24 protein-coding genes, 1 rRNA gene, 1 pseudogene and 2 riboswitches are annotated in these 26,099 nt (G+C 72.5%); of the genes and pseudogenes, 17 read left to right on the forward strand and 9 right to left on the reverse strand.

Annotated elements, in window-relative coordinates:
- The 11 genes from rrf to QNO07_RS13735 all read left to right on the forward strand — a co-directional run.
- Positions 1-75, forward strand: a 5S ribosomal RNA gene (gene rrf, locus QNO07_RS13685); the annotation flags it as partial.
- A 134-nt stretch (positions 76-209) separates the two neighbouring features.
- Positions 210-818: a cardiolipin synthase ClsA gene (gene clsA, locus QNO07_RS13690; RefSeq protein WP_283992202.1), complete on the forward strand. Its 609-nt coding sequence runs from the start codon at positions 210-212 to the stop codon at positions 816-818.
- A gap of 114 nt (positions 819-932) precedes the next feature.
- A complete protein-coding gene (locus QNO07_RS13695) occupies positions 933-3,428 on the forward strand; it encodes a sugar phosphate nucleotidyltransferase (RefSeq protein WP_283992204.1) in 2,496 nt (831 codons plus the stop codon).
- Positions 3,429-3,555: 127 nt separating this feature from the next.
- Positions 3,556-4,461 carry a DUF881 domain-containing protein gene (locus QNO07_RS13700; protein WP_283992205.1) on the forward strand — a complete coding sequence of 302 codons (906 nt, stop codon included), beginning with the start codon at positions 3,556-3,558 and terminating at the stop codon, positions 4,459-4,461.
- A complete protein-coding gene (locus tag QNO07_RS13705; RefSeq protein WP_283992206.1) occupies positions 4,458-4,790 on the forward strand; it encodes a small basic family protein in 333 nt (110 codons plus the stop codon). Before QNO07_RS13700 ends, QNO07_RS13705 begins: the two co-directional genes overlap by 4 nt.
- A gap of 9 nt (positions 4,791-4,799) precedes the next feature.
- The gene (locus QNO07_RS13710) at positions 4,800-5,831 is read left to right on the forward strand and encodes a DUF881 domain-containing protein (protein WP_283992207.1); all 1,032 of its coding nucleotides are present in this window, start codon (positions 4,800-4,802) and stop codon (positions 5,829-5,831) included.
- Positions 5,832-6,014: 183 nt separating this feature from the next.
- Entirely contained in the window at positions 6,015-6,815 is an 801-nt protein-coding gene (locus QNO07_RS13715; protein WP_283992209.1) for an FHA domain-containing protein, read from the forward strand.
- A gap of 22 nt (positions 6,816-6,837) precedes the next feature.
- The gene (gene ftsR, locus QNO07_RS13720; protein WP_283992211.1) at positions 6,838-7,593 is read left to right on the forward strand and encodes a transcriptional regulator FtsR; all 756 of its coding nucleotides are present in this window, start codon (positions 6,838-6,840) and stop codon (positions 7,591-7,593) included.
- Positions 7,594-7,655: 62 nt separating this feature from the next.
- The gene (locus tag QNO07_RS13725; protein WP_283992213.1) at positions 7,656-8,129 is read left to right on the forward strand and encodes a bifunctional nuclease family protein; all 474 of its coding nucleotides are present in this window, start codon (positions 7,656-7,658) and stop codon (positions 8,127-8,129) included.
- Positions 8,130-8,311: 182 nt separating this feature from the next.
- Positions 8,312-8,911 carry a MerR family transcriptional regulator gene (locus tag QNO07_RS13730; protein ID WP_502961840.1) on the forward strand — a complete coding sequence of 200 codons (600 nt, stop codon included), beginning with the start codon at positions 8,312-8,314 and terminating at the stop codon, positions 8,909-8,911.
- 58 nt (positions 8,912-8,969) lie between these two features.
- Positions 8,970-10,448, forward strand: coding sequence for a DNA polymerase IV (locus QNO07_RS13735; protein ID WP_283992215.1), 1,479 nt, complete (start codon positions 8,970-8,972; stop codon positions 10,446-10,448).
- Here the strand turns inward: QNO07_RS13735 and QNO07_RS13740 are convergent.
- Complete coding sequence (locus QNO07_RS13740; protein WP_283992217.1) at positions 10,358-10,741, reverse strand: PRC-barrel domain-containing protein; 384 nt, start codon at positions 10,739-10,741, stop codon at positions 10,358-10,360. The two genes, QNO07_RS13735 and QNO07_RS13740, sit on opposite strands and share 91 nt — an antisense overlap.
- A 163-nt stretch (positions 10,742-10,904) precedes the next feature.
- A riboswitch (glycine riboswitch) is annotated at positions 10,905-11,000 on the forward strand.
- A riboswitch (glycine riboswitch) is annotated at positions 11,001-11,121 on the forward strand.
- A gap of 62 nt (positions 11,122-11,183) precedes the next feature.
- Between QNO07_RS13740 and gcvP the strand changes: the two genes are divergently transcribed.
- The gene (gcvP, locus tag QNO07_RS13745; protein WP_283992219.1) at positions 11,184-14,069 is read left to right on the forward strand and encodes an aminomethyl-transferring glycine dehydrogenase; all 2,886 of its coding nucleotides are present in this window, start codon (positions 11,184-11,186) and stop codon (positions 14,067-14,069) included.
- A 98-nt stretch (positions 14,070-14,167) separates the two neighbouring features.
- Here gcvP and QNO07_RS13750 read toward each other — a convergent pair whose 3' ends face one another.
- The gene (locus QNO07_RS13750; RefSeq protein WP_283992221.1) at positions 14,168-14,374 is read right to left on the reverse strand and encodes a DUF5999 family protein; all 207 of its coding nucleotides are present in this window, start codon (positions 14,372-14,374) and stop codon (positions 14,168-14,170) included.
- A gap of 330 nt (positions 14,375-14,704) precedes the next feature.
- Positions 14,705-15,295 (reverse strand): hypothetical protein, encoded by a 591-nt coding sequence (locus QNO07_RS13755; RefSeq protein ID WP_283992223.1) that lies wholly within the window; start codon positions 15,293-15,295, stop codon positions 14,705-14,707.
- 471 nt (positions 15,296-15,766) lie between these two features.
- On the opposite strand from QNO07_RS13755, the gene QNO07_RS13760 reads away from it, so the two are divergent.
- Positions 15,767-17,263, forward strand: coding sequence for a glutamate-cysteine ligase family protein (locus QNO07_RS13760; protein ID WP_283992225.1), 1,497 nt, complete (start codon positions 15,767-15,769; stop codon positions 17,261-17,263).
- Between the two features lie 264 nt (positions 17,264-17,527).
- Positions 17,528-18,283, forward strand: a complete 756-nt coding sequence (locus QNO07_RS13765; protein WP_283992410.1) for a CPBP family intramembrane glutamic endopeptidase — start codon at positions 17,528-17,530, stop codon at positions 18,281-18,283.
- Positions 18,284-18,341: 58 nt separating this feature from the next.
- On the opposite strand, the gene QNO07_RS13770 is transcribed toward QNO07_RS13765, so the two are convergent.
- Together QNO07_RS13770 and QNO07_RS13775 are read right to left on the reverse strand one after the other, a co-directional pair.
- On the reverse strand, positions 18,342-19,163 hold the full coding sequence (locus tag QNO07_RS13770) for a PhzF family phenazine biosynthesis protein (RefSeq protein ID WP_283992226.1): 822 nt from the start codon (positions 19,161-19,163) through the stop codon (positions 18,342-18,344).
- 117 nt (positions 19,164-19,280) lie between these two features.
- Positions 19,281-19,511 carry a hypothetical protein gene (locus tag QNO07_RS13775; protein ID WP_283992227.1) on the reverse strand — a complete coding sequence of 77 codons (231 nt, stop codon included), beginning with the start codon at positions 19,509-19,511 and terminating at the stop codon, positions 19,281-19,283.
- 158 nt (positions 19,512-19,669) lie between these two features.
- Here QNO07_RS13775 and QNO07_RS13780 point away from each other — a divergent pair, with 158 nt between their 5' ends.
- Complete coding sequence (locus QNO07_RS13780; RefSeq protein ID WP_283992229.1) at positions 19,670-20,680, forward strand: EamA family transporter; 1,011 nt, start codon at positions 19,670-19,672, stop codon at positions 20,678-20,680.
- A 158-nt stretch (positions 20,681-20,838) separates the two neighbouring features.
- Positions 20,839-21,789 (forward strand): annotated as a pseudogene (locus tag QNO07_RS13785) (DMT family transporter); the annotation flags it as partial.
- On the opposite strand, the gene QNO07_RS13790 reads toward QNO07_RS13785, so the two are convergent.
- The gene (locus QNO07_RS13790; RefSeq protein ID WP_349636832.1) at positions 21,760-22,440 is read right to left on the reverse strand and encodes a pyridoxamine 5'-phosphate oxidase family protein; all 681 of its coding nucleotides are present in this window, start codon (positions 22,438-22,440) and stop codon (positions 21,760-21,762) included. The pseudogene QNO07_RS13785 and the gene QNO07_RS13790 overlap by 30 nt on opposite strands.
- 58 nt (positions 22,441-22,498) lie before the next feature.
- Here QNO07_RS13790 and QNO07_RS13795 point away from each other — a divergent pair, with 58 nt between their 5' ends.
- Complete coding sequence (locus tag QNO07_RS13795) at positions 22,499-23,830, forward strand: aminotransferase class I/II-fold pyridoxal phosphate-dependent enzyme (protein WP_283992233.1); 1,332 nt, start codon at positions 22,499-22,501, stop codon at positions 23,828-23,830.
- 43 nt (positions 23,831-23,873) lie between these two features.
- On the opposite strand, the gene QNO07_RS13800 is transcribed toward QNO07_RS13795, so the two are convergent.
- The 3 genes from QNO07_RS13800 to QNO07_RS13810 form a co-directional block, all read right to left on the reverse strand.
- Positions 23,874-24,335, reverse strand: a complete 462-nt coding sequence (locus QNO07_RS13800; RefSeq protein WP_283992411.1) for a pyridoxamine 5'-phosphate oxidase family protein — start codon at positions 24,333-24,335, stop codon at positions 23,874-23,876.
- Positions 24,336-24,510: 175 nt separating this feature from the next.
- Complete coding sequence (locus tag QNO07_RS13805; RefSeq protein ID WP_283992235.1) at positions 24,511-24,990, reverse strand: Rieske (2Fe-2S) protein; 480 nt, start codon at positions 24,988-24,990, stop codon at positions 24,511-24,513.
- Between the two features lie 212 nt (positions 24,991-25,202).
- On the reverse strand, positions 25,203-26,039 hold the full coding sequence (locus tag QNO07_RS13810) for a class I SAM-dependent methyltransferase (protein ID WP_283992237.1): 837 nt from the start codon (positions 26,037-26,039) through the stop codon (positions 25,203-25,205).
- Between the last annotated feature and the right edge of the window lie 60 nt (positions 26,040-26,099).

Below are 26,099 nucleotides of genomic sequence, written 5' to 3' on the forward strand. Positions count from 1 at the left end.
AACCCGGAAGCTAAGCCTTTCAGCGCCGATGGTACTGCATGCGGGAGCGTGTGGGAGAGTAGGACGCCGCCGAACGATTATTGCGAGGAAAGCCCTGCTGGGAAACCAGCGGGGCTTTCCTGCGTTCACAGCCGGGCCCGTGCGTGGCCCGTGCCGGCCACCCGATAGGGTCGGGGGGCATCGTAGGTTCGTTCTCACAGGAGGCCCGGGTGGAGGTCCAGGAGACCCGCATCCAGACCGACCGGATCCTCACCATCCCCAACATGCTGAGCATGGCGAGGCTCGTCGGAGTCCCCGTCTTCCTCTGGCTGATTCTGCTGCCCGAGTTCGGCGGGCCCAACATGGACCTGTGGGCGCTGCTCATCCTGGCGCTGAGCGGCATCAGCGACTACCTCGACGGCAAGTTGGCCAGGCGCTGGAACCAGGTCAGCGGCCTCGGCCGCATCCTCGACCCGGCCGCTGACCGCCTGTACATCCTGTCGACCCTGCTGGGCCTGACCTGGCGCGGCATCCTGCCGCTGTGGCTGACCGGCCTCCTGCTCGCCCGTGAGCTGGTTCTGCTGGTCATGGTGTGGATCCTGGACCGGCGCGGCTACGCACCGCCGCAGGTCAACTTTCTCGGGAAGGCCGCGACCTTCAACCTGATGTACGCATTCCCACTGCTGCTTCTCAGTGACGGAAACGGATGGATTCCGTCACTCGCTGCGATTTTCGGATGGGCGTTCGCAGGTTGGGGTACAACTCTGTACTGGTGGGCAGGAATCCTCTACGTGGTTCAGGTCCGCCGGATTATCCGGGCAGACACTGCAGCCGACTGAGCAGCCTCCCGGCAACGTCGCCGAAGCAGGGGCGGGCCGGGCGCACGCCACACCGACCGTCCGACAGGCTCAGCCGGCCAGGACCGTCGTCTCTTCAAGGAGGACGCTACCGACATGAAGGCCGTCGTGATGGCTGGTGGCGAAGGCACACGTCTTCGTCCCATGACCGCGAGCATGCCCAAACCGCTCCTGCCTGTCGTCAACAGGCCGATCATGGAGCACGTACTGAGGCTGCTCAAGCGGCACGGCCTCAGTGAAACCGTCGTCACCGTGCAGTTCCTCGCCTCGCTGGTGAAGAACTACTTCGGTGACGGCGAAGAACTCGGCATGGAACTGACCTATGCCAACGAGGAGAAACCACTCGGCACCGCCGGCAGCGTCAAGAACGCCGAAGAGGCGCTCAAGGACGACGCCTTCCTGGTGATCTCCGGTGACGCCCTCACCGACTTCGATCTCACCGAACTCATCAACTTCCACCGCGAGCGCGGTGCCATGGTCACGGTGTGCCTGACGCGGGTCCCCAACCCGCTGGAGTTCGGCATCACCATTGTCGACGACGAGGGCAGGGTCGAACGCTTCCTGGAGAAGCCGACCTGGGGACAGGTCTTCTCCGACACGGTGAACACCGGCATCTACGTGATGGAACCCGAGGTGTTCGACTACGTCGACCCGGATGTTTCCGTGGACTGGTCGGGCGACGTGTTCCCGCAGCTCATGAAGGAGGGCAAGCCGATCTACGGCTATGTCGCCGAGGGCTACTGGGAGGACGTCGGAACCCACGAGAGCTACGTCAAGGCGCAGGCCGACGTGCTCGAGCGGAAAGTCGACGTCGACATCGACGGATTCGAGATCTCGCCCGGCGTGTGGGTGGCCGAGGGAGCCGAGGTGCACCCCGACGCCGAGCTCCGCGGACCGCTGTACATCGGTGACTACGCCAAGGTCGAAGCCGGCTCCGAGATCCGCGAGCACTCCGTCATCGGTTCCAACGTCGTCGTCAAGAGCGGTGCCTTCCTGCACAAGACGGTGGTGCACGACAACGTGTACATCGGGCCGCAGAGCAACCTGCGCGGCTGTGTGATCGGGAAGAACACCGACGTCATGCGGGCGGCCCGGATCGAGGACGGCGCGGTCATCGGCGACGAGTGCCTGATCGGGGAGGAGTCGATCATCCAGGGCAACGTCCGGGTGTACCCGTTCAAGACCGTCGAGGCCGGCGCGTTCGTCAACACCTCGGTCATCTGGGAGTCGCGCGGACAGGCCTATCTCTTCGGAGCGCGCGGCGTGTCCGGCATCCTCAACGTCGAGATCACCCCGGAACTGGCCGTACGGCTGGCCGGCGCCTACGCCACGACGCTCAAGAAGGGGTCGACGGTCACGACCGCCCGTGACCACTCCCGAGGCGCCAGGGCACTCAAACGCGCCATGATCTCCGCACTGCAGACCAGTGCGATCGACGTGCGCGACCTGGAGAACGTGCCGCTTCCCGTCGCCCGGCAGCAGACCGCGCGCGGCAGCGCCGGCGGCATCATGATCCGCACCACGCCCGGCGTGCCGGACTCCGTGGACATCATGTTCTTCGACGAACGAGGCGCCGACCTCTCCCAGGGCGCCCAGCGCAAACTGGACCGGGTCTACGCCCGCCAGGAGTACCGCAGGGCGTTCCCCGGCGAGATCGGTGACCTGCGGTTCCCGGCGAGCGTGTTCGACTCCTACACCGGGTCGCTGCTGCGGGCGGTCGACACCACCGGCGTCGCCGACGCGGGGCTGAAGGTCGTGGTCGACGCGTCCAACGGCAGCGCCGGCCTGGTGCTCCCCAGTCTGCTCGGACGGCTCGGCGTGGACGCGCTGACCATCAACCCCGGGCTTGACGAGTCCCGGCCCACCGAGACGGCCGAGACCCGGCGGGCCGGGCTGGTCCGGCTCGGCGAGATAGTGGCTTCCGCTCGGGCCGCGTTCGGGGTCCGGTTCGACCCAGTAGGCGAGAAACTCAGCCTCGTCGACGAACGCGGGCGGATCATCGAGGACCAGCGCGCCCTGCTGGTCATGCTCGACCTGATCGCCGCGGAGCGCCGCAGCGGGCAGGTGGCGCTGCCGGTCACCACCACCCGCATCGCGGAGCAGGTGGCGGCCTACCACGGTACGCAGGTGGAGTGGACAACCACCTCGCCCGACGACCTGACCAGGGTCGGAAGGGAGGAGACCACCGTCTTCGGCGGTGACGGGCGCGGCGGGTTCATCGTTCCCGAGTTCAGCTCCGTCTTCGACGGGTGCGCCGCGTTCGTCCGGCTGATCGGCCTGGTGGCCCGCACCCAGCTCACCCTGAGCCAGATCGACGCCCGCATACCGCAGGCCCACGTCGTACGCCGTGACCTCGCCACCCCCTGGGCGGTCAAGGGACTGGTGATGCGGAGCGTGGTCGAGGCCGCCGGCGACCGGTCGGTGGACACCACCGACGGCGTGCGGGTCGTCGAGCCCGACGGCCGCTGGGTGATGGTGCTGCCCGACCCGGCGGAAGCCGTCACCCACCTGTGGGCGGAGGGCCCGGACGAGGCGTCCGCCCAGGCGCTGCTCGACGAGTGGGCGACCGTGGTGGACGGCGCCGGACGCTGACCGGCTGCCACATCGGGTGAACCGCCTGGCGGCGCCCCGCCGGGCGGCAGCCGAACGGCCCACCGGAAAGGACCCGATCCGGTCCACCGGTGGGCCCGTTCGGCGGTAGCACCCGCGACGTGCGACGATGTGCGGCATGTCGCAGCAGCACCCCGACCCGGGCCCCCCGCAGCGGCCCGCGCGACCCGACGCCTCGATGTCGCTGCTGACCAACGTGATGGATCACAGCCTGGACGACGGCTATGCGGAAGCGTCCCGGCGCAGGGATCAGGAGGGGACCTCCGGCCTGCCCAGGACGCTGCGCGCGAAGCTGTGGCTCGCCGTCGGCCTGGTGCTGGCCGCGCTGGTGGTCACCCTCGGCGCCGCGCAGGCGCGGTTCGCGGCGCCCACGGTGGCCAAGGAGCGGCAGGAACTCATCGACCGGATCGAGAAGGGGTCTGCCGCCGCCGACGACCTGCAGCGGCGGGTGGAGTCCCTGCGCGAGACGGTGGACGCGCAGCAGCGGGAGGCGCTCAAGGAGCAGGGCGGCGGCACCGGCGACCTCGTCGCCCTCCTGGCCGGGGCCACTCCGGTCGAGGGGCCGGGCGTCAAGCTGGTGGTGGACGACGCGAAGGGCACCGGAGGCGAAGCCGGCGGGCCCCGGGAGAGCAGCCACTTCTCCGACACCGGACGTGTCAGGGACCGGGACATGCAGCGGGTCGTCAACGGCCTGTGGGAGTCCGGTGCCGAAGCCCTGTCCGTCAACGGCCACCGGCTGACCGCGCTTTCGGCGATCAGGGCGGCGGGCGACGCGATACTCGTCGACAACCGGCCGCTGGTGCCGCCGTACACGCTGCTCGCCGTCGGCGACGGCCGACGGCTCAGCACCACCTTCCAGGACAGCGCGGACGGCCAGTACCTGCACGTGCTCCAGGAGAACTACGGAATCCGTACGAACATCTCCGTGCAGGACTCGGTGCGGCTGCCGGCCGCGCCCAGCCTGGTGGTCCGCACGGCAGAGCCGCTGAAGACAGGAAAGGGCAGCAACTCGTGATCGCTGTACTGGGCCTCATCGTGGGCGTCGTGGCGGGGCTCGTGCTCCGTCCTGTGGTGCCGACCGTCGTGGAGCCCTACCTGCCCATCGCGGTGGTGGCCGCGCTCGACGCGGTGTTCGGCGGCCTGAGGGCCATCCTGGACGGCATCTTCGACGACAAGGTCTTTGTCGTCTCCTTCCTCTCCAACGTCGTCGTGGCCGCACTGATCGTCTTCCTAGGCGACAAACTGGGCGTGGGCGCGCAGCTGTCCACGGGGGTGGTCGTCGTGCTGGGCATCCGGATCTTCTCCAACGCAGCCGCCATCCGACGTCACATCTTCCGGGCGTGAGGTACGGCCATGAGTGAGCACAGGAACCCGCCGGAGGGCGGCGACGCCCCCCGCCGGGACGGCGACGGTCCCGACCGCGGCGGAGCCCGCCCCGGCCGTCCGGCCGGGGAAGCGCCCGCAGCCGGGCCTGGGCGCGACCGGCCCGCGGTTGAGCCGGGCACGTCCGCCCGGGCCGGGGACGCCGCGCCGGGCAGGAGCAGGACGGCCGACACGGCTTCCCGCCCCACCGCCGGCGCGGCTCCTGGGAAGGCCGCTGCGGACAGCGAGCCCGCCGACGGCTCCGAGGGCGGCGCAGGGGAGGCGCAGGGGGAACCCGACGCGCTCACCGGTCGGCAGCGGCTGGTCGCCGGCCTGTGGCCGCCCCGGGTCAACCGCAAGCAACTCGTCGCGGCGCTGCTGCTGTTCGTGCTGGGGTTGGGGCTGGCCATCCAGGTACGGTCCACCAGCGAGGACAGCGCGCTCCGAGGGGCCCGCCAGGAGGACCTGGTGCGCATCCTGGGGGAGATGGACGACCGCACGACGCGGTTGGAGGACGAGAAGCGCCGCCTGGAGGGGCAGCGGTCGGAGCTGGAGAACAGTTCCGACCAGGCCGAGGAGGCGCGCAAGCAGACCCGGGAACGCGAACAGCAGCTGGGGGTGCTGGCGGGCACGGTGGGTGCCGAGGGGCCGGGCATCCAGCTGGAGATCGCCGACCCGGCCGGAGCCGTCAAGGCCGACCAACTGCTCAACGCCATCCAGGAACTCAGGGCGGCCGGCGCGGAGGCGATCCAGATCAACGACGTACGGGTGGTCGCCCGTACCTACTTCACCGACGCCGGCGGCGGTGTGCGCATCGACGGCCGCCGGGTCACTGCGCCGTACCGGTTCGAGGTCATCGGGCAACCGCAGGACCTGGAACCGGCGCTCAACATCCCCGGCGGGGTCGTGCAGACCCTGCAGAAGGAGCAGGCGACCGTCGAGATCAGCCGTTCGGAGAAGATCGTCGTGGACGCCTTGCGGTCTGCGAAGCGGCCTGACTACGCTCAGTCGTCATCGCAGTGACCGGAGGGTGCACGAGGTGTCAGGCTGCGGGGTGATCGGGGTCACGTGCTTCCCGGGGGGTCGGCGGTCCGGTGGGGGGTCGCGTGGGGGAAACTGTCTGAAGGCTACGGACGTTGCAGGGATGTCCGGATCGGCCGGAGTGTGCGTCGAGGGTCTGTCCTGCCCCACGGGCGGGTCTGTTTCATGCGAGGGGAAGCGCCCGTGAGTTTTCTTGCGAAGTTGTTCGGCAAGCGCCAGTCCGAGGGGGAGGGCGCGCCGCGTCACCGTGCCCCCCGGCACGGCGACGCCGGGTCGCCGCCGGCCGAGGACGGCGCAGAGCGGCCGTTGTTCCGGGACGAGGTGGAACCCGCCCACGGCGAATCGGGTGGTCACGGCCCGGTCTCTGTTGACCAGGGTGCCTCGGGCCGCATAGGTTTCGAAGAACCATCAACCTCAAGTAAGGGTGGAGGGTTCAACGTGCCGGTCTGTACGAGGTGCGGGAACCGCGCTGCGGAATCCAGCCGGTTCTGCTCCAACTGCGGTGCGCCGCTGCGCGGCGGGGTCCCGGCCGCCGAGCGGCCGTCGGAGACGACCTCCACCATCTCGATCTCCGGCCTGGAGGCGTACGACGCGGAGGCCACCGGGCAGACCCCGATGCTCTCCCCGGAGGCGCTGGCGGCGGTCGAGGCGCTGCCGACGGGGTCGGCGCTCCTGGTGGTGCGCCGCGGCCCCAACTCAGGGAGCCGCTTCCTGCTGGACGGTGAGCTGACCACTGCGGGACGCCACCCGCAGAGCGACATCTTCCTGGACGACGTGACCGTGTCGCGCCGTCACGTGGAGTTCCGCCGCGGTCAGGACGGGCTGTTCACCGCATCCGACGTGGGCAGCCTCAACGGCACCTACGTCAACCGCGAGCCGATCGACTCGGCCGTCCTCGCGAACGGCGACGAGGTGCAGATCGGCAAGTTCCGGCTGGTCTTCTTCGCGAGCCAGCGAGGCGTCTGAGCAACCCGCCCAGGGAAGGTTCATGCATCACACACCGTCGGGCGGTGCCGGAAGCGGCACCGCCGCCGCGGAGCTGGGGCCGATGAGCATCGGTGCCGTGCTCCATCTGCTGCGTGAAGAGTTCCCCGAGGTCACGATCTCGAAGATCCGCTTCCTGGAGTCCGAGGGACTGGTCGAGCCGCAGCGCACGCCGTCCGGGTACCGCAAGTTCAGCCAGGACGACGTGCGCCGGCTCGCGCTGGTGCTGCGCATGCAGCGCGACCAGTACCTGCCGCTGAAGGTCATCAGGGAGCACCTGGACGCCCTGGACCGCGGTGAACCGCTGCCCGTGCCCGCCCAGGCCCGCGACCCGCTGGACGCCGTCACGGAGGCCGTGGAGGGCGTCACGGCGGACGCGGCGGCGGCCCCGGGCCCGCGGATGGGCCGGGCCGAGCTGCTCGCGGCTGCGGGGGTCGGCGAGGCGGAGCTGGGCGAGTGGGAGGCATACGGCCTTGTGGGGCCCGCTCCCGGCGGCGGGTATCCGGCCGGGACGGTCGAGGTGGCGCGGCTCGTCGCCGACCTCGGGCGGTTCGGGCTGGAGCCGCGTCACCTGCGTGCCGTAAAGGCGGCCGCAGAACGTGAGGCGGGGCTGGTCGAGCAGGTCGTCGCCCCGCTCCGGCGGCACCGGAACCCGCAGACCAGGGCCCGTGCGGACGCCACCGCAAGCGAAATGGCGGCCCTCTCGGTACGGCTGCACGCGGCGCTCGTGCAGTCAGCGCTGCGGGTCCGCCTGCACTGACCGGCGGCACCTGGCGGATGCCCGACTACCCAAACAGGTGGCGCACGACCTAGGGTTGCTGTGTGAACGAGCTCGACGTCGTGGGTGTCCGAGTGGAAATGCCCTCCAACCAGCCGATCGTGCTCCTGCGTGAAGTGGGAGGCGACCGTTACCTCCCCATCTGGATCGGTCCAGGGGAGGCCACAGCCATTGCCTTCGCCCAGCAGGGCATGACCCCGGCCCGGCCGCTGACGCATGACCTCTTCAAGGACGTGCTGGACGCGGTGGGCCAGGAGCTCACCGCCGTCCGCATCACGGACCTGCGTGAGGGCGTCTTCTACGCGGAGCTGGTCTTCGCCAGCGGGGTCGAGGTGAGTGCCAGGCCGTCCGACGCGATAGCGCTGGCACTGCGCACCGGAACCCCCATCTACGGCAGTGACGGCGTCCTGGACGACGCCGGCATCGCCATCCCGGACGAACAGGAGGACGAGGTGGAGAAGTTCCGCGAGTTCCTCGACCAGATCTCACCCGAGGACTTCGGTTCCAGCAACCAGTGATCCCGGGTCAGGTGGCCAAACTCTCGCCTGTTCCCCGAACGGCGCCGACCAAACCACACATCGGGTGGTTATCACCCGGCGTGGCGAGCGCGGCGATCGTTGACGCACCCCCAGTGACTGCCTACCGTCGTGGAGGCAGGTTCCGGGAGGACTCCCGGAGCGTGAAGGGATGGAGGGTCGGCGTGAGAAGCACCGGCGACAGCCAGGCGGCCGGCGGCTCGGTTCCGCTGCACGGGGCTCCCGTGCAGCCTTCTTCCGGCCCTGGCCCGGTGGCCGACGACCCGCCCGCGGAGCAGGTGGGGTACCGGGGCCCGACGGCCTGTGCGGCGGCCGGCATCACGTACCGCCAACTGGACTACTGGGCGCGCACCGGACTCGTCGAGCCCAGCATCCGGCCCGCCTACGGCTCGGGGACGCAGCGCCTCTACGGCTTCCGCGACGTGGTCGTGCTGAAGATCGTCAAGCGGCTGCTGGACGCGGGTGTGTCCCTGCAGAACATCCGCGTGGCGGTGAGCCACCTCCGGGCCCGCGGCATCTCCGACCTGACCCGGATGACGCTGATGAGCGACGGCGCCACGGTCTACGAGTGCTCCTCGCCCGACGAGGTCGTCGACCTGCTCCAGGGCGGGCAGGGGGTCTTCGGCATCGCGGTGGGCGTCGTCTGGCGCGACGTGGAGTCGACGCTGTCCCAGCTGCATGCCGAGCGGATCGACACCGGGGAGACGCTCACCCGCGACAACCCGGCAGACGAGCTGGCCAGGCGCCGCAACCGCGCGGTCTGAGCGTGGACGGGCCCGGCCACCGGGCGCCTGTCAGTGGTCTGCGGCAGCATCGGGCAGTGTGAGACGCGCACCGAGCATCCTGCACCTCGACATGGATGCCTTCTTCGCCGCCGTGGAACAGGCGGCGAAGCCAAGCCTGCGCGGCAAGCCGGTGGTGGTCGGCGGCCTCGGCCCGCGTGGTGTCGTCGCCACCGCGTCCTACGAGGCCCGGCGCTTCGGAGTGCACTCCGCGATGCCGACGGCCCAGGCCCGGCGCCGCTGCCCGAACGCCGCCTACCTGGTACCCCGGTTCGCCTTCTACCGTGAGATCAGCACAGCCGTGATGGCGCTGCTCGCCGGGCTGTCACCGCTGGTGGAACCGCTCAGCCTGGACGAGGCGTTCGTCGACCTGGAAGCCGGAGGCCTGCCCGCCGACACGGACAGCGACACGATGCGGCAGCTCGGCGAGCGGCTGCGGGCGGACATCCTCGCCACCACCGGGCTGAGCGGATCGGTCGGTCTGGCGGGTTCCAAGATGCTCGCCAAGATCGCCTCCGAGCAGGCCAAGCCGGACGGCCTGGTCCTCATCGAGCCCGGAACCGAACGCGAACTGCTGGCCCCGCAGCCGGTCCGCATCCTGCCCGGCGTGGGACCGGCCACCGCGGACACCCTCCGGCGGGCCGGCATCACCACCGTCGGCGAGGCCGCGCTCGCCGGTGAGGCCGAACTGCTACGGCTGCTGGGCAGGGCCCACGGAAGTGCCTTGCACACCATGGCGTCCGGCATCGACAGCCGGCCGGTGGTCGGCGACCGCGAGTCGAAGTCGGTGTCCGTGGAGGACACGTACGACACCGACGTCACCGACCGCACCCGCATCCAGCAGGAGATCACCCGGCTGGCCGACCGCTGCGCCGAGCGGCTGCGCGGCGCGGGCCGCTCGGGCCGGACCGTGGTGATCAAGGTGCGGCGCTACGACTTCGCGACGCTCACCCGCTCGGAGACCCTGCGCGGCCCGACGGACGACTCCGGCGTGATCCGCGAGGCCGCGCAGCGGCTGCTGGAGGCGGTCGACACCACCGAGGGCGTCCGGCTGCTGGGCGTGGGAGTCAGCGGGCTCGCCGACTTCACCCAGGAGGACCTCTTCGCTCAGACGGCCCGCGGCGCGGCGGACACCGGCCCCGCGAACGGCCTCGAGCCGGCCGCCGCGCCGACCGTGCCGGAGCGGCGCTCCGCCGGGGCCTTCCTGCCGGGCAAGGACGTCCACCATGCCGTGCACGGCCCGGGATGGGTGCAGGGCAGCGGTGTGGGCAGGGTGACGGTCCGCTTCGAGCAGCCGGACTCCGCACCGGGCCGGGTCCGCACCTTCGCAGCCGACGATCCCGACCTGCGCCCCTCCGAGCCGCTGCCGCTGGTCCGCGTCGCGCGCACCCCTGCCGGCGACGACCCGCCCGCCGATGGATGCGCGGGTCAGTCCTCGTCCCGTCCGGCGACCTTGCCGAAGCCCGCGTCGTCCTCGCGCGGCGGCGGATCACCCTCGGACGGAACGGCGAGGCCGTAGTGGTGGTAGAGCTGGAGTTCCTGCTCGGGCGACAGGTGCCGTCCCACTCCGAAGTCGGGGGCGTCCTTGATCAGGGCGCGTTCGAACGGTACGTGCAGGGACTCGTCGACGACCTCGCTGGGCTCCAGCGGCACGAACGCGTCACGGCTGAACAGGCCGGTACGCACCGCCGCCCACTCGGGTTCGCCGGTCGCGTCGTCGAGGTACACCTCGTCGACTGTCCCGATCTTCGTTCCGTCCCTGTCGAACGCCTTGCGCCCGATCAGGCTCCGCGGGTCGATGTCGGTCTGCACGGGTTCCTCCCACATTTCGTCGCGAGTGCCCTGACCGGGTTCCCCGACACCTCGAGCGGGCACCTCCACGTCACCACACAACGTCACAAAGCCCGCTCCGGCCAGTCGGGAGGCCGCAGGCAGAGCCGCCCGGAGTGTCGCTGGTAGGCTCGGAAGTGGCTGCTGACCCCGCGCGGGAGAGTCCTCCGGCAGAATCCGGAGGCGCCGAAGGAGCAAATCCTCCCCGGAATCTCTCAGGCACACGTACCGCGAGGGCGAGGTCACTCTGGAAAGCAGGGCGGGCACGGCCGAACCGGCCGCTGGCCCCTCCTCACCGACGGTGAAAGCCGGGCCCGTGCGGCCCGGTGAAACTCTCAGGTTGAGATGACAGAGGGGGAGGCCGTCCGGGCACCCACGCCGTGGTGCCCCTCGCCGGTCGCGCAGACCAGGAGGCCTTCCGCAGATGACCACCGAACGCGTCCCACTCGCCGCCCTCGAACAGGGCACGCCCTTCGAGCGCCGCCACATCGGTCCCGACGCCGAGGCGCAGGCCAAGATGCTCGCCCAGGTCGGCTACGGCTCGCTGGACGAGCTGACGGCCGCCGCGGTGCCCGACGTCATCAGGACCGTCGAGAAGCTGGACCTGCCGCAGGCGCGCAGCGAGGCCGAGGTGCTCGCCGAGCTGCGCGGCCTCGCCGACCGCAACCAGGTCCTCGACTCGATGATCGGGCTCGGCTACCACGGCACCTTCACCCCGCCGGTGATCCTGCGCAACGTGATGGAGAACCCTGCCTGGTACACGGCGTACACGCCCTACCAGCCGGAGATCTCGCAGGGCCGCCTGGAGGCGCTGCTCAACTTCCAGACCGTCGTCGCCGACCTGACCGGGCTGCCCACCTCCGGCGCGTCGCTGCTGGACGAGGGCACCGCCGCTGCCGAGGCCATGTCCATGTCCCGGCGGGTCGGCAAGGTCAAGCAGGGCGTCTACCTGGTGGACGCCGACTGCCTGCCGCAGACCGTCGCCGTGCTGCGCACCCGGGCCGAGCCGACCGGCGTGGAGGTCGTCGAGGCAGACCTGCGCGACGGCATCCCGCGGGAGATCGCCGACCGCGGCGTCTTCGGCGTGCTGCTGCAGTACCCGGGCGCCTCCGGCGAGGTCCGAGACCACCGCGCGATCATCGAGCAGGCCCACGGGCTGGGCGCCGTCGTCACCGTCTGCGCCGACCTGTTGGCTCTGACCCTGCTCACCTCGCCCGGCGAGCTGGGCGCGGACATCGCCGTCGGCAGCAGCCAGCGGTTCGGCGTGCCGATGGGCTTCGGCGGGCCGCACGCCGGCTTCATGGCGGTCCGGGAGAAGTTCGCCCGCAGCCTGCCCGGCCGCCTCGTCGGGGTGTCCGTCGACGCCTCCGGCCAGCGCGCCTACCGCCTCGCGCTGCAGACCCGCGAGCAGCACATCCGCCGCGAGAAGGCCACCAGCAACATCTGCACCGCCCAGGTGCTGCTAGCCGTCATGGCCGGGCTCTACGCCGTCTACCACGGACCGGACGGCCTGTCCGCGATCGCCCGCCGCACCCACCGCTACGCCACGCTGCTCGCGGCCGGTCTTCGGGCGGGCGGCGTCGAGGTCGAGCACGGCGCGTTCTTCGACACCGTCACCGCGAAGGTGCCCGGCCGGGCCGCCGAGGTGGTGGCCGCGGCCCGTGAGGCCGGCGTCAACCTGCGGCTGACCGACACCGACCGGGTCGGCATCGCCTGCGACGAGACCACCGGCCGCGACCAGATCGCCGCCGTGTGGGGCGCCTTCGGTGTGCGGGCCGATCTCGACGAGCTGGACGCGGACACCGGCGACGCGCTGCCCGGCGGGCTGCTGCGCGCCGACGAGTACCTGGCGCACCCCGTCTTCCACCAGTACCGGTCCGAGACGGCGATGCTGCGCTACCTGCGCCGGCTCGCCGACCGCGACTACGCGCTGGACCGCGGCATGATCCCGCTCGGCTCGTGCACCATGAAGCTCAACGCCACCACCGAGATGGAGCCGGTCACCTGGCCCGAGTTCGGCGCGCTGCACCCCTTCGCGCCGGCCGACCAGGCCGAGGGCTACCTGACGATGATCCGGGAGCTGGAGGAGCGCCTCGCCGAGATCACCGGCTACGCCCGCGTCTCCATCCAGCCGAACGCCGGGTCGCAGGGTGAGCTGGCCGGACTGCTGGCGGTGCGCGCCTACCACCGGGCCAACGGCGACGCGCAGCGCACCGTCTGCCTCATCCCGTCCTCGGCGCACGGCACCAACGCCGCCAGCGCCGTCATGGCCGGCATGAAGGTGGTGGTCGTCAAGACCGGCGAGACCGGCGACGTGGACGCGGACGACCTGCGGGCCAAGATCGAGCAGCACGCCGAGGAACTCGCCGTGCTGATGGTCACCTACCCGTCCACGCACGGCGTGTTCGAGGAGGACATCTCCGACATCTGCGCGGCGGTGCACGACGCCGGCGGGCAGGTCTACGTGGACGGGGCGAACCTGAACGCCCTCGTCGGACTGGCCAGGCCGGGACGGTTCGGGTCGGACGTCTCGCACCTGAACCTGCACAAGACGTTCTGCATCCCGCACGGCGGCGGCGGCCCCGGCGTCGGGCCGGTGGGTGTGCGCGAGCACCTGGCGCCCTACCTGCCCAACCACCCCCTGCAGCCGGCTGCAGGGCCCAGGACGGGCATCGGCCCGATCTCCGCGGCGCCCTGGGGCAGCGCGGGCATCCTGCCGATCTCCTGGGCCTACGTCCGGCTGATGGGTGGCGAGGGGCTGCGCCGCGCGACGCAGGTGGCGGTACTCAGCGCCAACTACATCGCCAAGCGGCTGGAGCCGCACTACCCGGTGCTGTACACGGGACCGGCCGGTCTGGTCGCGCACGAGTGCATCATCGACGTGCGCCCGCTCACCAGGGCGACCGGCGTGAGCATCGACGACGTCGCGAAGCGGCTCATCGACTACGGGTTCCACGCGCCGACCATGTCCTTCCCCGTCGCGGGGACCCTCATGATCGAGCCGACCGAGAGTGAGGACCTCGCCGAGGTGGACCGCTTCGTCGAGGCGATGATCGCCATCCGGGCGGAGATCGACAAGGTCGGCTCGGGCGAGTGGCCCGCCGAGGACAACCCGCTGCGCGGGGCCCCGCACACCGCGGCCCAGCTGGCGGAGGAGTGGCCGCACCCGTACACCCGGCAGGAGGCGGCCTTCCCGGGCGGCGTTTCTGCCTCCGACAAGTACTGGCCGCCGGTGCGGCGCATCGACGGCGCCTACGGCGACCGCAACCTGGTGTGCTCCTGCCCGCCGCTGGACGAGTACGACGGCTGACGTCCCACGGCGCACACGCGGAGACCGGGTCCCGGGCGGTTCGCCGGGGCCCGGTCTCCGTGTGTGCGGGCGCCGGCGGTCGGAGGCTGCCGCCCGGTTCAGGCCGCGGTGGTGACCCGGTGGGTGCCCAGCGGGCGGTGCGGCGCGATGACCTTGCCGTTCGGCAGCAGCTCGCCGGTGTCCTCGAAGAGCAGGACGCCGTTGCACAGCAGGCTCCAGCCCTGCTCGGGATGGTGGGCGACGAGGTGCGCAGCCTCCCGGTCCGCTGAGTCGGCTGAGGGGCAGGGCGGCTGGTGCTGGCACATGGCGGAGCTCTTTCGCTTCGGGGCGCTGCTTGTCGGTTGCTGCGGTGCGGCGTCCATGGTTCCCCCGTACGGTCTGTCGGTTCGGATCCCAGTGTCGTACCGCGAAGGGCGTTCCGCAGGTATTTGGCGGCACCACCTCCGCACGTATGGGGACGCATCACCCACGCGGGCGGTTGCCGACACCAGAATCATCATTTCGGGTGGTCCGGCCGCCCGAGATGACTAGTCCTCCCGGGCGGCCGGGCGCGGGCCCGCCACCGGTCGGGAGACGAGCGGGCCCCGCGACCGGTGAGCGGTCGCGGGGCCGAGTGGGAGCGGCAGGTGCCGGGCTCAGGCCGGGGTGGTCAGCAGCGGTGCCGGGACCAGCCGCCGGCTCAGGAGCGGCAGCAGCGCGTCCGCCCGGTGCGGGCGGTCCGCCGCGATACCCGGAGGCGCCGGTGCCAACGGGATCAGCAGGTCGGCGCCGTCCAGAGCGGCCTCCTCGCCCTGCTGCTCGCTGCCGCTGTGCAGCCACAGCGTCAGCATGTACAGCTCGGGGACCGAGAGCAGGCGCGGCTGGAAGGCGCCGGACAGCGCGGAGGCGCGGCGCAGCGCCTTCTCCGTGGACGCCACGTAGGGGCCCTCGCCGAAGTGCGAGAACGTCCAGCCGTCGGCGGTGAGCATGGCGTCGGCCGTGCCGACGGCCGCTCCGGTGCCGCGCAGCAGGAAGCGCCAGCCCGTCGGACTCGTCCGCGGGGTGACCTGCGCGCCTGCCACACCGGTCAGGACGTGCACCGGGAGCGGCAGCTCGGGGCGCAGCGCTCCCGCCGCGGTGCGGATCGCGGGCGGGGTGCGGGTGCCTCGGGTTGCGTTGGCGGAGGCCAGGGCGGCGAGCACGGAGCGTGTTGCGGCTGCGGGGGCAGCGGGAACGTGCAGGGGCATGATGGGTCGCCTCTCGCTCAGGGAGACACAGGGTGCGCGGCGGGGCGCGGACGACGCTGTCGGCGGGCCGGGGCTGCGCGGCGGTCGGGAGGGACGTGGACTACCAGGAGCCCGGGGCGTCACGTCACAGCCTCGACCCGAGTCTATACGACATTTGTTCCATTAGTTTTTCCGGTAGCCGCCCGCGCTGTTTCCGGCAAGGGCCTATCAGGTCGGTTTGGCCCGGCGTTCACCGGCTACAAGTGTCGGGCGGGCCCCGGACCTCGGAATCGTCCCGCGGTACGGTCGGCCGGATCTCGTCGGTGAAAGTCACCGGGTGGGCGCCCGCCCGGTCCTGCTTTCGTATGCCCTCGGAATGTGCCGGAAGAAAGACAGCAGGAAGAAGCATAGCGCCGGGTGGCTTCCGGCGGGAGTTATCGATCACATCGCGGGGCATCATCCCGGCACGTCCATACGAGGAGGGACCCACTGATGGGGGAGAAGGTCGCGGTCGACGGGTTCGACCTGGCGGACCGCCGGCGCTACCGGGAGAAGCTCCACCAGTGCCTGGACGGACTGGGGAGGCTGCTGGAGGAGCGGCGCTTCGAAGGCCCCCGCAACCTCATGGGGCTGGAGATCGAGCTGAATCTCGCGGACGCCGACGGAATGCCGCGCATGATGAACGAGGAAGTGCTGCGCCGCATCGGCAGCTCGGATTTCCAGACCGAACTGGGCCAGTTCAACCTGGAAGTGAATATCCTCCCCCACGAGCTGGGCGGAAGGGTTCTCGACCAGCTCGCCGAGGAGTTGCGCACCGGCCTGGCGTATGCGGACCGAAAGGCGGGGGAGGTCTCGGCCGGCATCGTGATGATCGGAATCCTCCCCACCCTCACGGCGGAGGACCTGGTGTCGGCGAACCTCTCCGCCGCCGACCGCTACACCCAGCTCAACGACCAGATCATGGCCGCCCGGGGCGAGGAGGTGGTCCTCGACATCGAGGGCGTGGAGCAGCTGCGCTACGCCTCGGCGTCCATCGCGCCGGAGGCCGCCTGCACCTCCGTGCAGTTGCACCTGCAGGTCACGCCCACGCGGTTCCCCGACGTGTGGAACGCCGCCCAGGCGATCGCGGCAGTGCAGGTAGCGGTCGGTGCCAACTCGCCGTTCCTGTTCGGGCGGGAGCTGTGGCGCGAGTCGCGGGTTCCGCTCTTCCTGCAGTCCACCGACCCCCGGCCGCCGGAGATGAGCGCGCAGGGTGTGCGCCCGCGCACCTGGTTCGGGGAGCGCTGGATCGACTCCGCGTACGACCTCTTCGAGGAGAACGTGCGGTACTTCCCCGCGCTGCTGCCGGTGTGCGACCAGGAGGAGCCGCTGCCGGTGGTGGCGCGCGGCGGTGTGCCCTCGCTGTCGGAACTGGTGCTGCACAACGGCACGGTGTACCGCTGGAACCGCCCGGTGTACGGAGTGGCGGACGGGGTGCCGCACCTGCGGGTGGAGAACCGGGTACTGCCCGCCGGGCCCACCGTGAGCGACGTGCTTGCCAACACCGCGCTCTACTACGGCCTTGTGCGGGCCCTCGCCGACGAGCCGCGGCCGGTGTGGAAGCGCCTGCCGTTCGCCGTCGCCGAGGCGAACTTCCGGGCCGCCTGCCGGTACGGGATCGAGGCCCGCCTGCAGTGGCCGCGCGCCGGCCGGGGCGGTGGGCTGGAGACGCTGCCCGTCGACCGCCTGGTCCGCGACGAACTGCTGCCGCTGGCTGCCGCGGGACTGGACAAGTGGGGTATCGAACCCGCAGACCGGGACCGCTACCTCGGCATCGTCGAGGAGCGCTGCCGCCGCCGGGCCAACGGCGCCACCTGGCAGGCCGAGGCCTACCACCGCGCCAGGGAGAGCGGCCTGGACCGGGAGAAGGCACTGGCCGCCCTCGTGCGCCGGTACGGCGAGCTGGTCAGGACGGAGGAGCCGGTGCACGACTGGCCCGCCGGCCCCTGACGGCCGTCGGCCGGCCTGTCCCGCCCTGGCCGTACCCACTCCGCGCCCCGCCCCGCAGATCCCCGCCGGGTGGGGCGCGGTTGCCCCGGTACCGCGACCGCGCACCGCGTCGGGCAAGCTGTGACCTGCCGGCGGCGGACGCCGCCTGCCCGGCTGCCCGTATCCGGGCGGCGGGTGCCGTCACAGCAGGGCGAACTGGAGGCAGGCGTGGGCGGACAGCCGCACGGGACGCGCGTTCCCGAGCTCCCGAACGAGCAGACGGGCGTGCTGCGACGCGAACTGCTGCTCGTGCTCGCGTTGTCCCTGGGCGCCAGCGCCGTGTCAGCGCTGATCAGCTTCACCGGTTCGCTGACCCGTCCCGGCGGGCTGCGCGACCAGGCCGCCAACCTCAACCGCTCGCTCGCCCCCGACCGGCCCTGGCTGGACCTGGCGTGGCAGCTGTTCAGCATCGGCACCGCACTCGTCCCGGTGCTGCTCGTGGCCCACCTGCTGCTGCGGGAGAACGCCTCACGCGACTCGGGCGGCATGAGGCTGATCGGGTTCGACCTGCGGCGGCCCGGCTTCGACCTCGGCCGGGGAGCCGCGGTGGCCGCGGCCATCGGCGGTAGCGGCCTGCTGCTGTACCTCGGCGCGCACGCGGCCGGGGCCAATCTGACGGTGGTGCCGGAGTCGCTGCCCGAGGTGTGGTGGAAGTTCCCCGTGCTGATCGCGTCGGCCGTGCAGAACTCCGTCGTCGAGGAGGTCATCGTCGTCGGCTACCTGCTGCGGCGCCTCGACCAGCTCGGCTGGTCGCCCCTCGCGGCGCTGGCGGCCAGCTCACTGCTGCGCGGCACCTACCACCTCTACCAGGGCATCGGCGGGTTCGTCGGCAACCTCGTGATGGGCGTCATCTTCGTCTGGCTGTACCGGCGGTGGGGCAGGGTGGGACCCCTGGTCGCCGCGCACGCGCTGATCGACATCGTGGCGTTCATCGGCTACGCCCTGCTGTCCGGGCGGGTGGACTGGCTGCCCACCGTCTGATCCCGCGCCTCCCGTTCCGCGACTCTTCCGGCCTGCGGCCCCACCCCCTGCGCCGGGCTCACAGCGGCACGCGCAGCTCCCCGTCGATGACACGGACGGCACTCCCGGTCAGCAGGGTCCGCTCCCCTCGCACCGCCGTCACCACGCGCCCGGTCCTGGCCGACGCCTGAAGCCCCACCAGGTCGGCGCTCCCCAGTCGGGCGGACCAGAACGGCGCCAGGGCGGTGTGGGCGCTGCCGGTCACCGGGTCCTCGTTGATGCCGACGGCGGGGAAGAAGCACCGCGACACGTAGTCGTACCCGCTGCTCCGGCTGTCGGCGGCGGCCGTCACGATGACGCCCCGCCCGCCGGCGCCCGCCAGCGCGGGCAGGTCGGGGGCGAGCGTGCGCACGGTGTGCTCGTCGCCGACATCCACCAGCCAGTCACCGACCAGCGGCCCCGTCGCACAGGCGGTCAGCACCGGCGCGCCCACGGCGCGGGTGACGACCGGCGGCAGCTCGGCCGGCTCCAGCGGCGCGGTGGGGAAGTCCAGCGTCACGCGGCCGACTTCAGCGATGGTGGCGCCCAGTACCCCGCTGCGGGTGGCGAACCGCACCTCCTGCCCGCAGCGGCCCTCCTCGTGCAGCACGTGCGCGGTGGCGAGCGTGGCGTGCCCGCACTGGGCGACCTCGGCGGCCGGGGTGAACCAGCGCAGCGCCCAGTCGGCCTCGGCGCCCTCGCCGAGGGGGTGCGCGTAGGCCGTCTCGGAGAGGTTGATCTCGGCGGCCAGGCGCTGCATGCGGTCGGCGGACGGGAAGTCGGGGCCGTCCAGCAGGACCACGGCGGCCGGGTTGCCGGCGAACGGGCGGTCGGTGAAGGCGTCGACGTAGCGGATCCTCATGGCCGCGACCCTAGAGGGCAGGTGCGGCGAGCGGCCAAGGCCAACCGGCGACCGGTGGACCGCCTCGCCCCCGGCGGCGGTGCGGCGCGCTCCGCCCCCGGCCGCGGTGCCGTGCGGTCAGCGCGGCCGGAGGTCCGGGCCGGAGGCCAGCGGCCAGATCTCCGCTGTGTCGAAGGCGTCGGAGACCCGTGGCAGCGCCTGCTCGTCGTGGTGGTGGAAGGCGGACCAGAAGACGTCCCCCGGCAGGGCGTCGCGGGGGGCGTACACCCGGTAGACGTACCGCCGGCCGTCGACGCCCGCGAGCGCCACCATCCAGGTGTGCAGCCGGTGCTGCGTGCAGACGGCCATGGGCCTCCCCGCGGTCGTGGTCGCTGTGCGTGCCTTTGCCAAGGGGACGTGGTGGACGCGGTCCCGGTTGCGTGCCGCCCCGCCCGGGCTCCGGACCTCCCGTCTCGTCAGGTACAAAACTCTCGACACTGCTGAACCGGGTTGGGCATGATGGCCCGGTGCACGCAACGAAGAACCCGGCCCGCCCGAGCCGCAGGTCCGGCCTGGCGCTCGCCCTCGTCTCCGCCTGCGCCTTCGGCGGGTCGGGTGTGGCGGCCAAGCCCCTGATCGAGGCGGGCCTCAGCCCGCTCCAGGTGACCTGGCTGCGGGTGGCCGGAGCGGCCCTGGTGATGCTGCCGCTGGCCTGGCGGCACCGCGGCCTGGTACGGGAGCGCCCGGCGCTGCTCGCCGGGTTCGGGCTGTTCGCCGTCGCCGGCGTGCAGGCGTGCTACTTCGCGGCGATCTCCCGCATCCCGGTCGGTGTGGCGCTGCTGGTGGAGTACCTGGCACCGGCCCTCGTGCTCGGCTGGGTGCGCCTGGTGCAGCGGAGGCCGGTCAGCCGGTCCGCCGGAATCGGCGTGGTACTGGCCGTCGGCGGGCTGGCCTGTGTCGTGGAGGTGTGGGCCGGGCTCGCCTTCGACACGCTGGGCCTGCTGCTGGCCCTGGGCGCCGCGTGCTGCCAGGTGGGGTACTTCATCCTGTCCGACCACGGCAGCTCCGGGTCCGCCGACCGTCCGGCCCCCGACCCGGTGGGTGTCATCGCCTACGGCCTGCTGTTCGGCGCCGCGCTGCTGACCCTGGTCGCCCGGCCCTGGGAGATGTCCTGGTCGGTCCTGACCGGACAGGCGCTGATGGACGGCTCCGGAGTGCCGGCGGCGCTGCTGCTGGGCTGGATCGTCCTGGTCGCCACCGTGGCGGCCTACCTCACCGGGGTGGTGTCGGTGCGCAGGCTCTCCCCGCAGGTCGCCGGCGTGGTGGCCTGCCTGGAAGCCGTCGTGGCCACGGTGCTCGCCTGGACCCTGCTCGGCGAGTACCTGTCGGCGGTCCAGGTGTTCGGCGGCGCCGTGGTGCTGTGCGGGGCGTTCATCGCACAGCGGGCCACGCCGGCCGCCGGCCGGCCCGAACCGGTCGCGCGCGGCGCGGAGCCTGCCGCCGTCGGCGGCTTGCCCGAGGACGCCCGCGCGTCCTAGGGTTCCCCCATGCTGTTCAACGTGCTTCCGCCGCCGGTCGCCTGAAGCGGGCGCCGGGAAAAGGACCACGCCGCTGTCCGTGACGGACGCCGCGTAGGCCGCTCCTGCCCGCAGACGGGTCGACGGCCGTGCATTCCCTTCTCCCAGCGGAGCACCACATGCAGCACACTTCTTCCCTTGCCGTCGGCAGGGGACTGCTCTACGTCGTCGTCGCCGCGACGGCCTGGGGCACCGCCGGTGCGGCGGCAGCCCTGCTCTTCGACGGCAGCGGGCTCGGGCCCGTCGCTCTCACCTTCTGGCGGACAGCGGGCGGGCTCGCGCTGCTGCTCGCCTTCCAGGCCGCCCGGCGCGCACCCCGTGCGACGCCGGTCCCGGAGGCACCGCGCCGCAGGGTGGTGCGGATCGCCGTCACGGGCCTGGGCCTGACCGTCTTCCAGACGGCCTACTTCGCCGCCGTGCAGGCCACCGGCCTGGCGGTGGCGACCGTGGTCACACTCGGCGCCGGGCCGGTGCTCATCGCCCTGGGCGCCAGGGTGTGGATGGCCGAGCGCCTCGGCCGCGGCGGTGGTGCCGCCGTGCTGGGCGCGCTGGCCGGCCTCGCCGTGCTGATGCTCGGCGGCGCCGACGGGTCCGGCGCGGTGCGTACGGAGGGGGTCGGCCTGGCGCTGCTGTCCGCGGTCGGCTACTCGGCCATGACGCTCTACATGCGCCACCTCGGACGCAGCGGCTCGGCGGGCGACCCGCTGGGCACCACGGTGGCCGCGTTCGCGGTCGGTGCGGTCCTGCTGCTGCCGTTCGCCGCCGTGGAGGGGCTGCTGCCGCAGGCGGAGGGCCTGGCCCGGTCCTTGACGCTGATGACCTACGTGGCTGCGGTGCCGACGGCCCTGGCGTACGGGCTGTACTTCGCCGGGCTCGCCGTGGTGCGTGCCGCGACCGCCTCGGTGATCGCGTTGATCGAACCGGTGACGGCCGCGGGCATCGCGGTGCTGCTGCTCGGCGAGCACCTCACCGCGACGACGGTGGCGGGCACCGTCGTCCTGCTCGGCGCGGTGTCCGCACTGATGCTGTCGGAGACCAGGTCAGGGGCGGGCCGCAGCCGTCAGGTAGCCGGGCAGGGGCACGTCCGCGCCGAGGTCGTCGGCGGGGACCGGGCTGCCGGTGACGGTCGACAGCGGGAGGACACCGCTCCAGTGGGGGAGTGACAGATCCTCGGCGTCGTCCGACGGGCCGCCCGCGCGGACCTTCGCCGACGCCTCCCGGAGATCGAGGCCCAGGACCGCGGTCGCGGCGAGTTCCCGGGCGCTGGCCGGGCGGCAGTCGGACGACCGGCCGGGCACCGCCTGCTCGACCAGGGCGTCCAGCGCGGCGGCCTTCTCCGCCGGGTCGGTGACGGTACGGGCGTCGCCGTGCACGACCACACACCGGTAGTTGGCGGAGTGGTGCATGGCCGAACGGGCCAGCACCACTCCGTCGACATGGGTGACGGTGACGCACACCGGCAGGCCCGAGCCACCACCGGGCAGGGCCCTGGCCGTGCCCGAACCGGTCGAACCGTGGACGTAGAGCCGTTCGCCGACCCGGGCGTACAGCGTCGGCAGCACGACGGGCCGACCCTCACGGACGAAGCCCAGGTGGCACACCCAGCCCGCGTCGAGCACGTCGTGCACCAGGGCGCGGTCGTGGCTCACCCGGTGCTTGGCCCGGGTGGGCGCGGTACGGGCGGTGACGGGATACGTCTGTTCGCTCGGCTCTTCCGGCATGGCTGCCCCCTCCGTGAAGCACTTGCGCATGTCATTGCACTAGTGCAAAATACTGTTTGTGCTAGAAGACTATCCGATCGAGGGTCGGCGTGCCACGGAGATCGCGCGAAGCGTGGAGCGAGGCGTCTCCGCGGGTGCGCTGCCGCCTGGGCACGCCCTGCCGCCGATGCGTGAACTCGCCGAGCACCTCGGCGTCAACCCCAACACCGTCGCCGCCGCCTACCGGGCGCTTCGCGAACGTGGTGTCATCGAGACGGCCGGGCGCCGCGGCAGCCGGGTGCGGGCCCGCCCGGCCAGCACCGCCAGGGAGGCAATCCGGGTGGACGCGCCGCCCGGAGTGGCCGACGTCGGCAAGGGCAATCCGGACCCGGCCCTGCTGCCCGCGCTCGGTGAGGCGCTCGCCGCCGCAGCGGCCGGCGCAGCCGCCCGACCGGTGCTCTACGGGGACGACGCGGTCAGCCCGCGGCTGGCCCGGCTCGCCCGGGCCGAACTGGACGCCGACGGAGTGCCGCCGGGGCCGGTCGCTGTGGCGTCGGGTGCGCTCGACGCGATCGAACGGGTCCTCCTGGCCCACCTGCGGCCCGGCGACACGGTGGCGGTGGAGGACCCCGGCTGGGGCAGCCTGCTGGACCTCGTGCCCGCGCTCGGCCTGCGGGTGGCACCGGTGGCCGTGGACGACGACGGCCCGCTGACCGAATCCGTCGCCCGGGCGCTGCGCGGCGGCGCGCGCGCCCTGGTGGTCACCGACCGGGCGCAGAACCCGACGGGCGCGGCCGTCTCGGCCGGCCGGGCCGCCGAGCTGCGCACACTGCTGGGCGCCCACCCGGAGACCGTGGTCGTGGAGGACGACCACGGGCACCACATCGTCGACCTGCCGCTGCACCCGCTCGCCGGGCCGACCGCGCACTGGGTGCTGATCCGGTCGGTGGCCAAGGCCTACGGTCCTGACCTGCGTCTGGCCGTGCTGACCGGTGACACGCTCACCCTGGAACGTGTGCAGGGCCGCCAGCGCCTGGGTCCCGGCTGGGTGAGCCGCCTGCTCCAGGACACGGTCAGCCACCTGTGGGAGCAGCGCGCGGTGCGCCCGGCGGAGGTCGCCGCCGCCTACGGCCGCCGCCGCACCGCCCTGGTCGGTGCGCTGGCCGACCGGGGCGTGCCCGCGCACGGGCGCAGCGGCATGAACGTGTGGGTGCCGGTCCCGGACGAGGCCGGCGTGGTGGCCCGGCTGCTGCAGAGCGGCTGGGCGGTCGCGCCCGGCGCCCGGTTCCGCACCGTTTCGCCGCCCGGCGTGCGGCTGACGGTCTCCGGGCTCGATGCGGACCGGCTCGCCGCCCTCGCGGACGCCGTCGCCACCGCCATCCACCCCGGCGGCGGCACCCGCTACGGCTGAGCGCAGCGGACGCCCTGCCGCGCCGTGCGCGAAGGACGGCCGGTCAGAGCTTGCGGAAGTCCCAGGAGACGACCGAGCGGGGAGTCAGCCGCAGCCATGCGTGCCGCTCGTCGTGCGGCAACGCGTCCAGACCGAAGTACTTGGCGGCGAACAGCCGTTCCGGCACCTCCAGTTCGGGGCACGGTTCGCCGATCCGGGGCAGTTCGCCCACCCGGACCGCCTCGCCGGACAGTTCGGCACCGTGCAGCTCCGCGTACTCGGTGCCGTCGTCCACGACCACCGCGACCCGCGGGTCGGCCCGCAGTTGCGACCAGCGCTTGCTGCGGACGAGCGAGTACAGCCAGAGCGACGTGCCGTCCCAGCAGAACCACAGCGCCCCGACGTGCGGGCTGCCGTCGGTGCCGACGGTTGCCACGCGGCAGGTGCGCTGCTCGCGGAGGAACACATCCAGCTCCTCCGGCGTCATCATGATCCGGCGGCCCCGCCGCTGCTCCACCCCGGCCATCAGGCTCGCCTCTCGTTCCGCACCCCGTGCTCCACCGCCCGGCGCCAGCGCATCATCGCCGCTCATCCGCGGCCGTGCAACGCCCGGCGGCGCCGGGGAGCCCCACACAGGCATCCGGGCGCGGCCGGGCGCGGTCGATCTGCGGTGTTCCGGCTGGAACACCGCAGCCTGCGGCTCAGGACATCCGGATGGCGTCGCCCTCCACGGAGATGTTCGCCGCCGGCAGCGCCTGCTGGGCGGGGCCGGCGGTGACGCTGCCGTCGGTGATGCTGAACTTGCTGCCGTGGCAGGCGCAGTTGATGGTGCCGTCGGAGACCTCTGCTACCAGGCAGTTCTGGTGGGTGCAGACGGCCGAGTAGGCCTTGTACTCGCCGCTCGTGGGCTGGGTGACGACAACCTTCTGGTCCTTGAAGACGGTGCCGCCGCCCTCGGGGATGTCGGCGGTCTTGGCCAGCTCCGAACCGCCGCCCTCCGCCGGCTGGCCGCCGTCCTGCTGGCCGCCGGTCGTCTGGTCCGCGGGCGGCACGTCGGTGTCGGTCCCGCCGCCGGCGGGGTCGTTCGAACCGCCGTCACCGCACGCGGCGAGGGAGGCGGCAAGTCCGGCGGCGCCCGCGGCGGCGAGCAGGGTGCGGCGGGTGGTCACTGGTTCCGACATGGTGGCTGACCCTTTCGATCCTTGGACGCTTCACCGGGGGTACGGGCGGCTGCGGCGGTGTGTTCAACACTCCGGGCGCGGCTTGTCACCGGTTCCAACCTGGGGCAATGCTCGCCGAAGGCGCGCAGGCCCGCCAGAGGGGACGACGCCCCCGCTGGCGCGACCGGTGCCGGACGCCGTCCGGTGCCGGACGCCGCCCGGTCCGTTCCGCGTCAGGCAGGGCGGGTGCCGGTGCCGATGAGCGCCGAGGCGTGGAACGTGCGGATCTCCCGGCGCTGGAGTTCGGCGGTGTACGCGCGGCGGACCCGGGCCACCGCCGCCTCGTCCAGGCCGTACAGCAGCGCTCGCGGAGCGGCGCCCGTGACGAAGTGCCAGGCCAGGTCGTCGGTCAGTGTGATGCGCAACTCGATCGGGCGGACCCGTGCGTCCTCGGCGCCCAGGTCTCGCAGCCATGCGTCCAGCCCTTCGGCGGTGCCGAGCCGCTCGCTCTCCCGCAGCGCGGCACCGGGCCCCGGCGGGGTGCGTCCGGCCGCCCGAAGCTCGGTGCCGGCGGCCGAGACGAACGGCGCCACCAGGGGTTCCACCGATCCGCTGGACCAGACGGTGAGGGCGAAACGCCCGCCCGGACGCAGCAGGCCGAGCAACCGGGCCACCGCCGCGTCCATGCCGGGGAGGAAGAACACGCCGAACACGCACGTCAGCGCGTCGTACGGCTGTGCCTCGGGAGACCGCCAGCCGGTCACGTCGGCGACATGGAAGCGCACGTGGTCGAGCCCGGCTTCCACGGCCCGGGCCCGGGCGGCCCCGATCAGTGCCGGGGCGAGGTCCACGCCGTCGACGCGGCCCAGCGGGCCGACCGCCGACCCGGCCGGCAGCGCCGCCGCGCCGTTGCCGCAGCAGGCGTCCAGCACGTGGTCACCGGGCTTGAGGTCCGCGGCGTCGACGGTGGCGGCACCGACCGGGTCCCAGAGCAGGGGCGTCCACACGGCGAACCCCTCGGAGGCGTCGTCGAAGACCGCGCCGAGGCCGTCGGGGGCGGGAGAGGTCATGGCGGTCTCCTGGTCGGCTGGTGACGACTGCGAGCGGCGTCGGCGGGTGGCGATGACGGG

Source organism: Streptomyces sp. 549, from assembly GCF_030124175.1.
Lineage (GTDB): Bacteria > Actinomycetota > Actinomycetes > Streptomycetales > Streptomycetaceae > Streptomyces.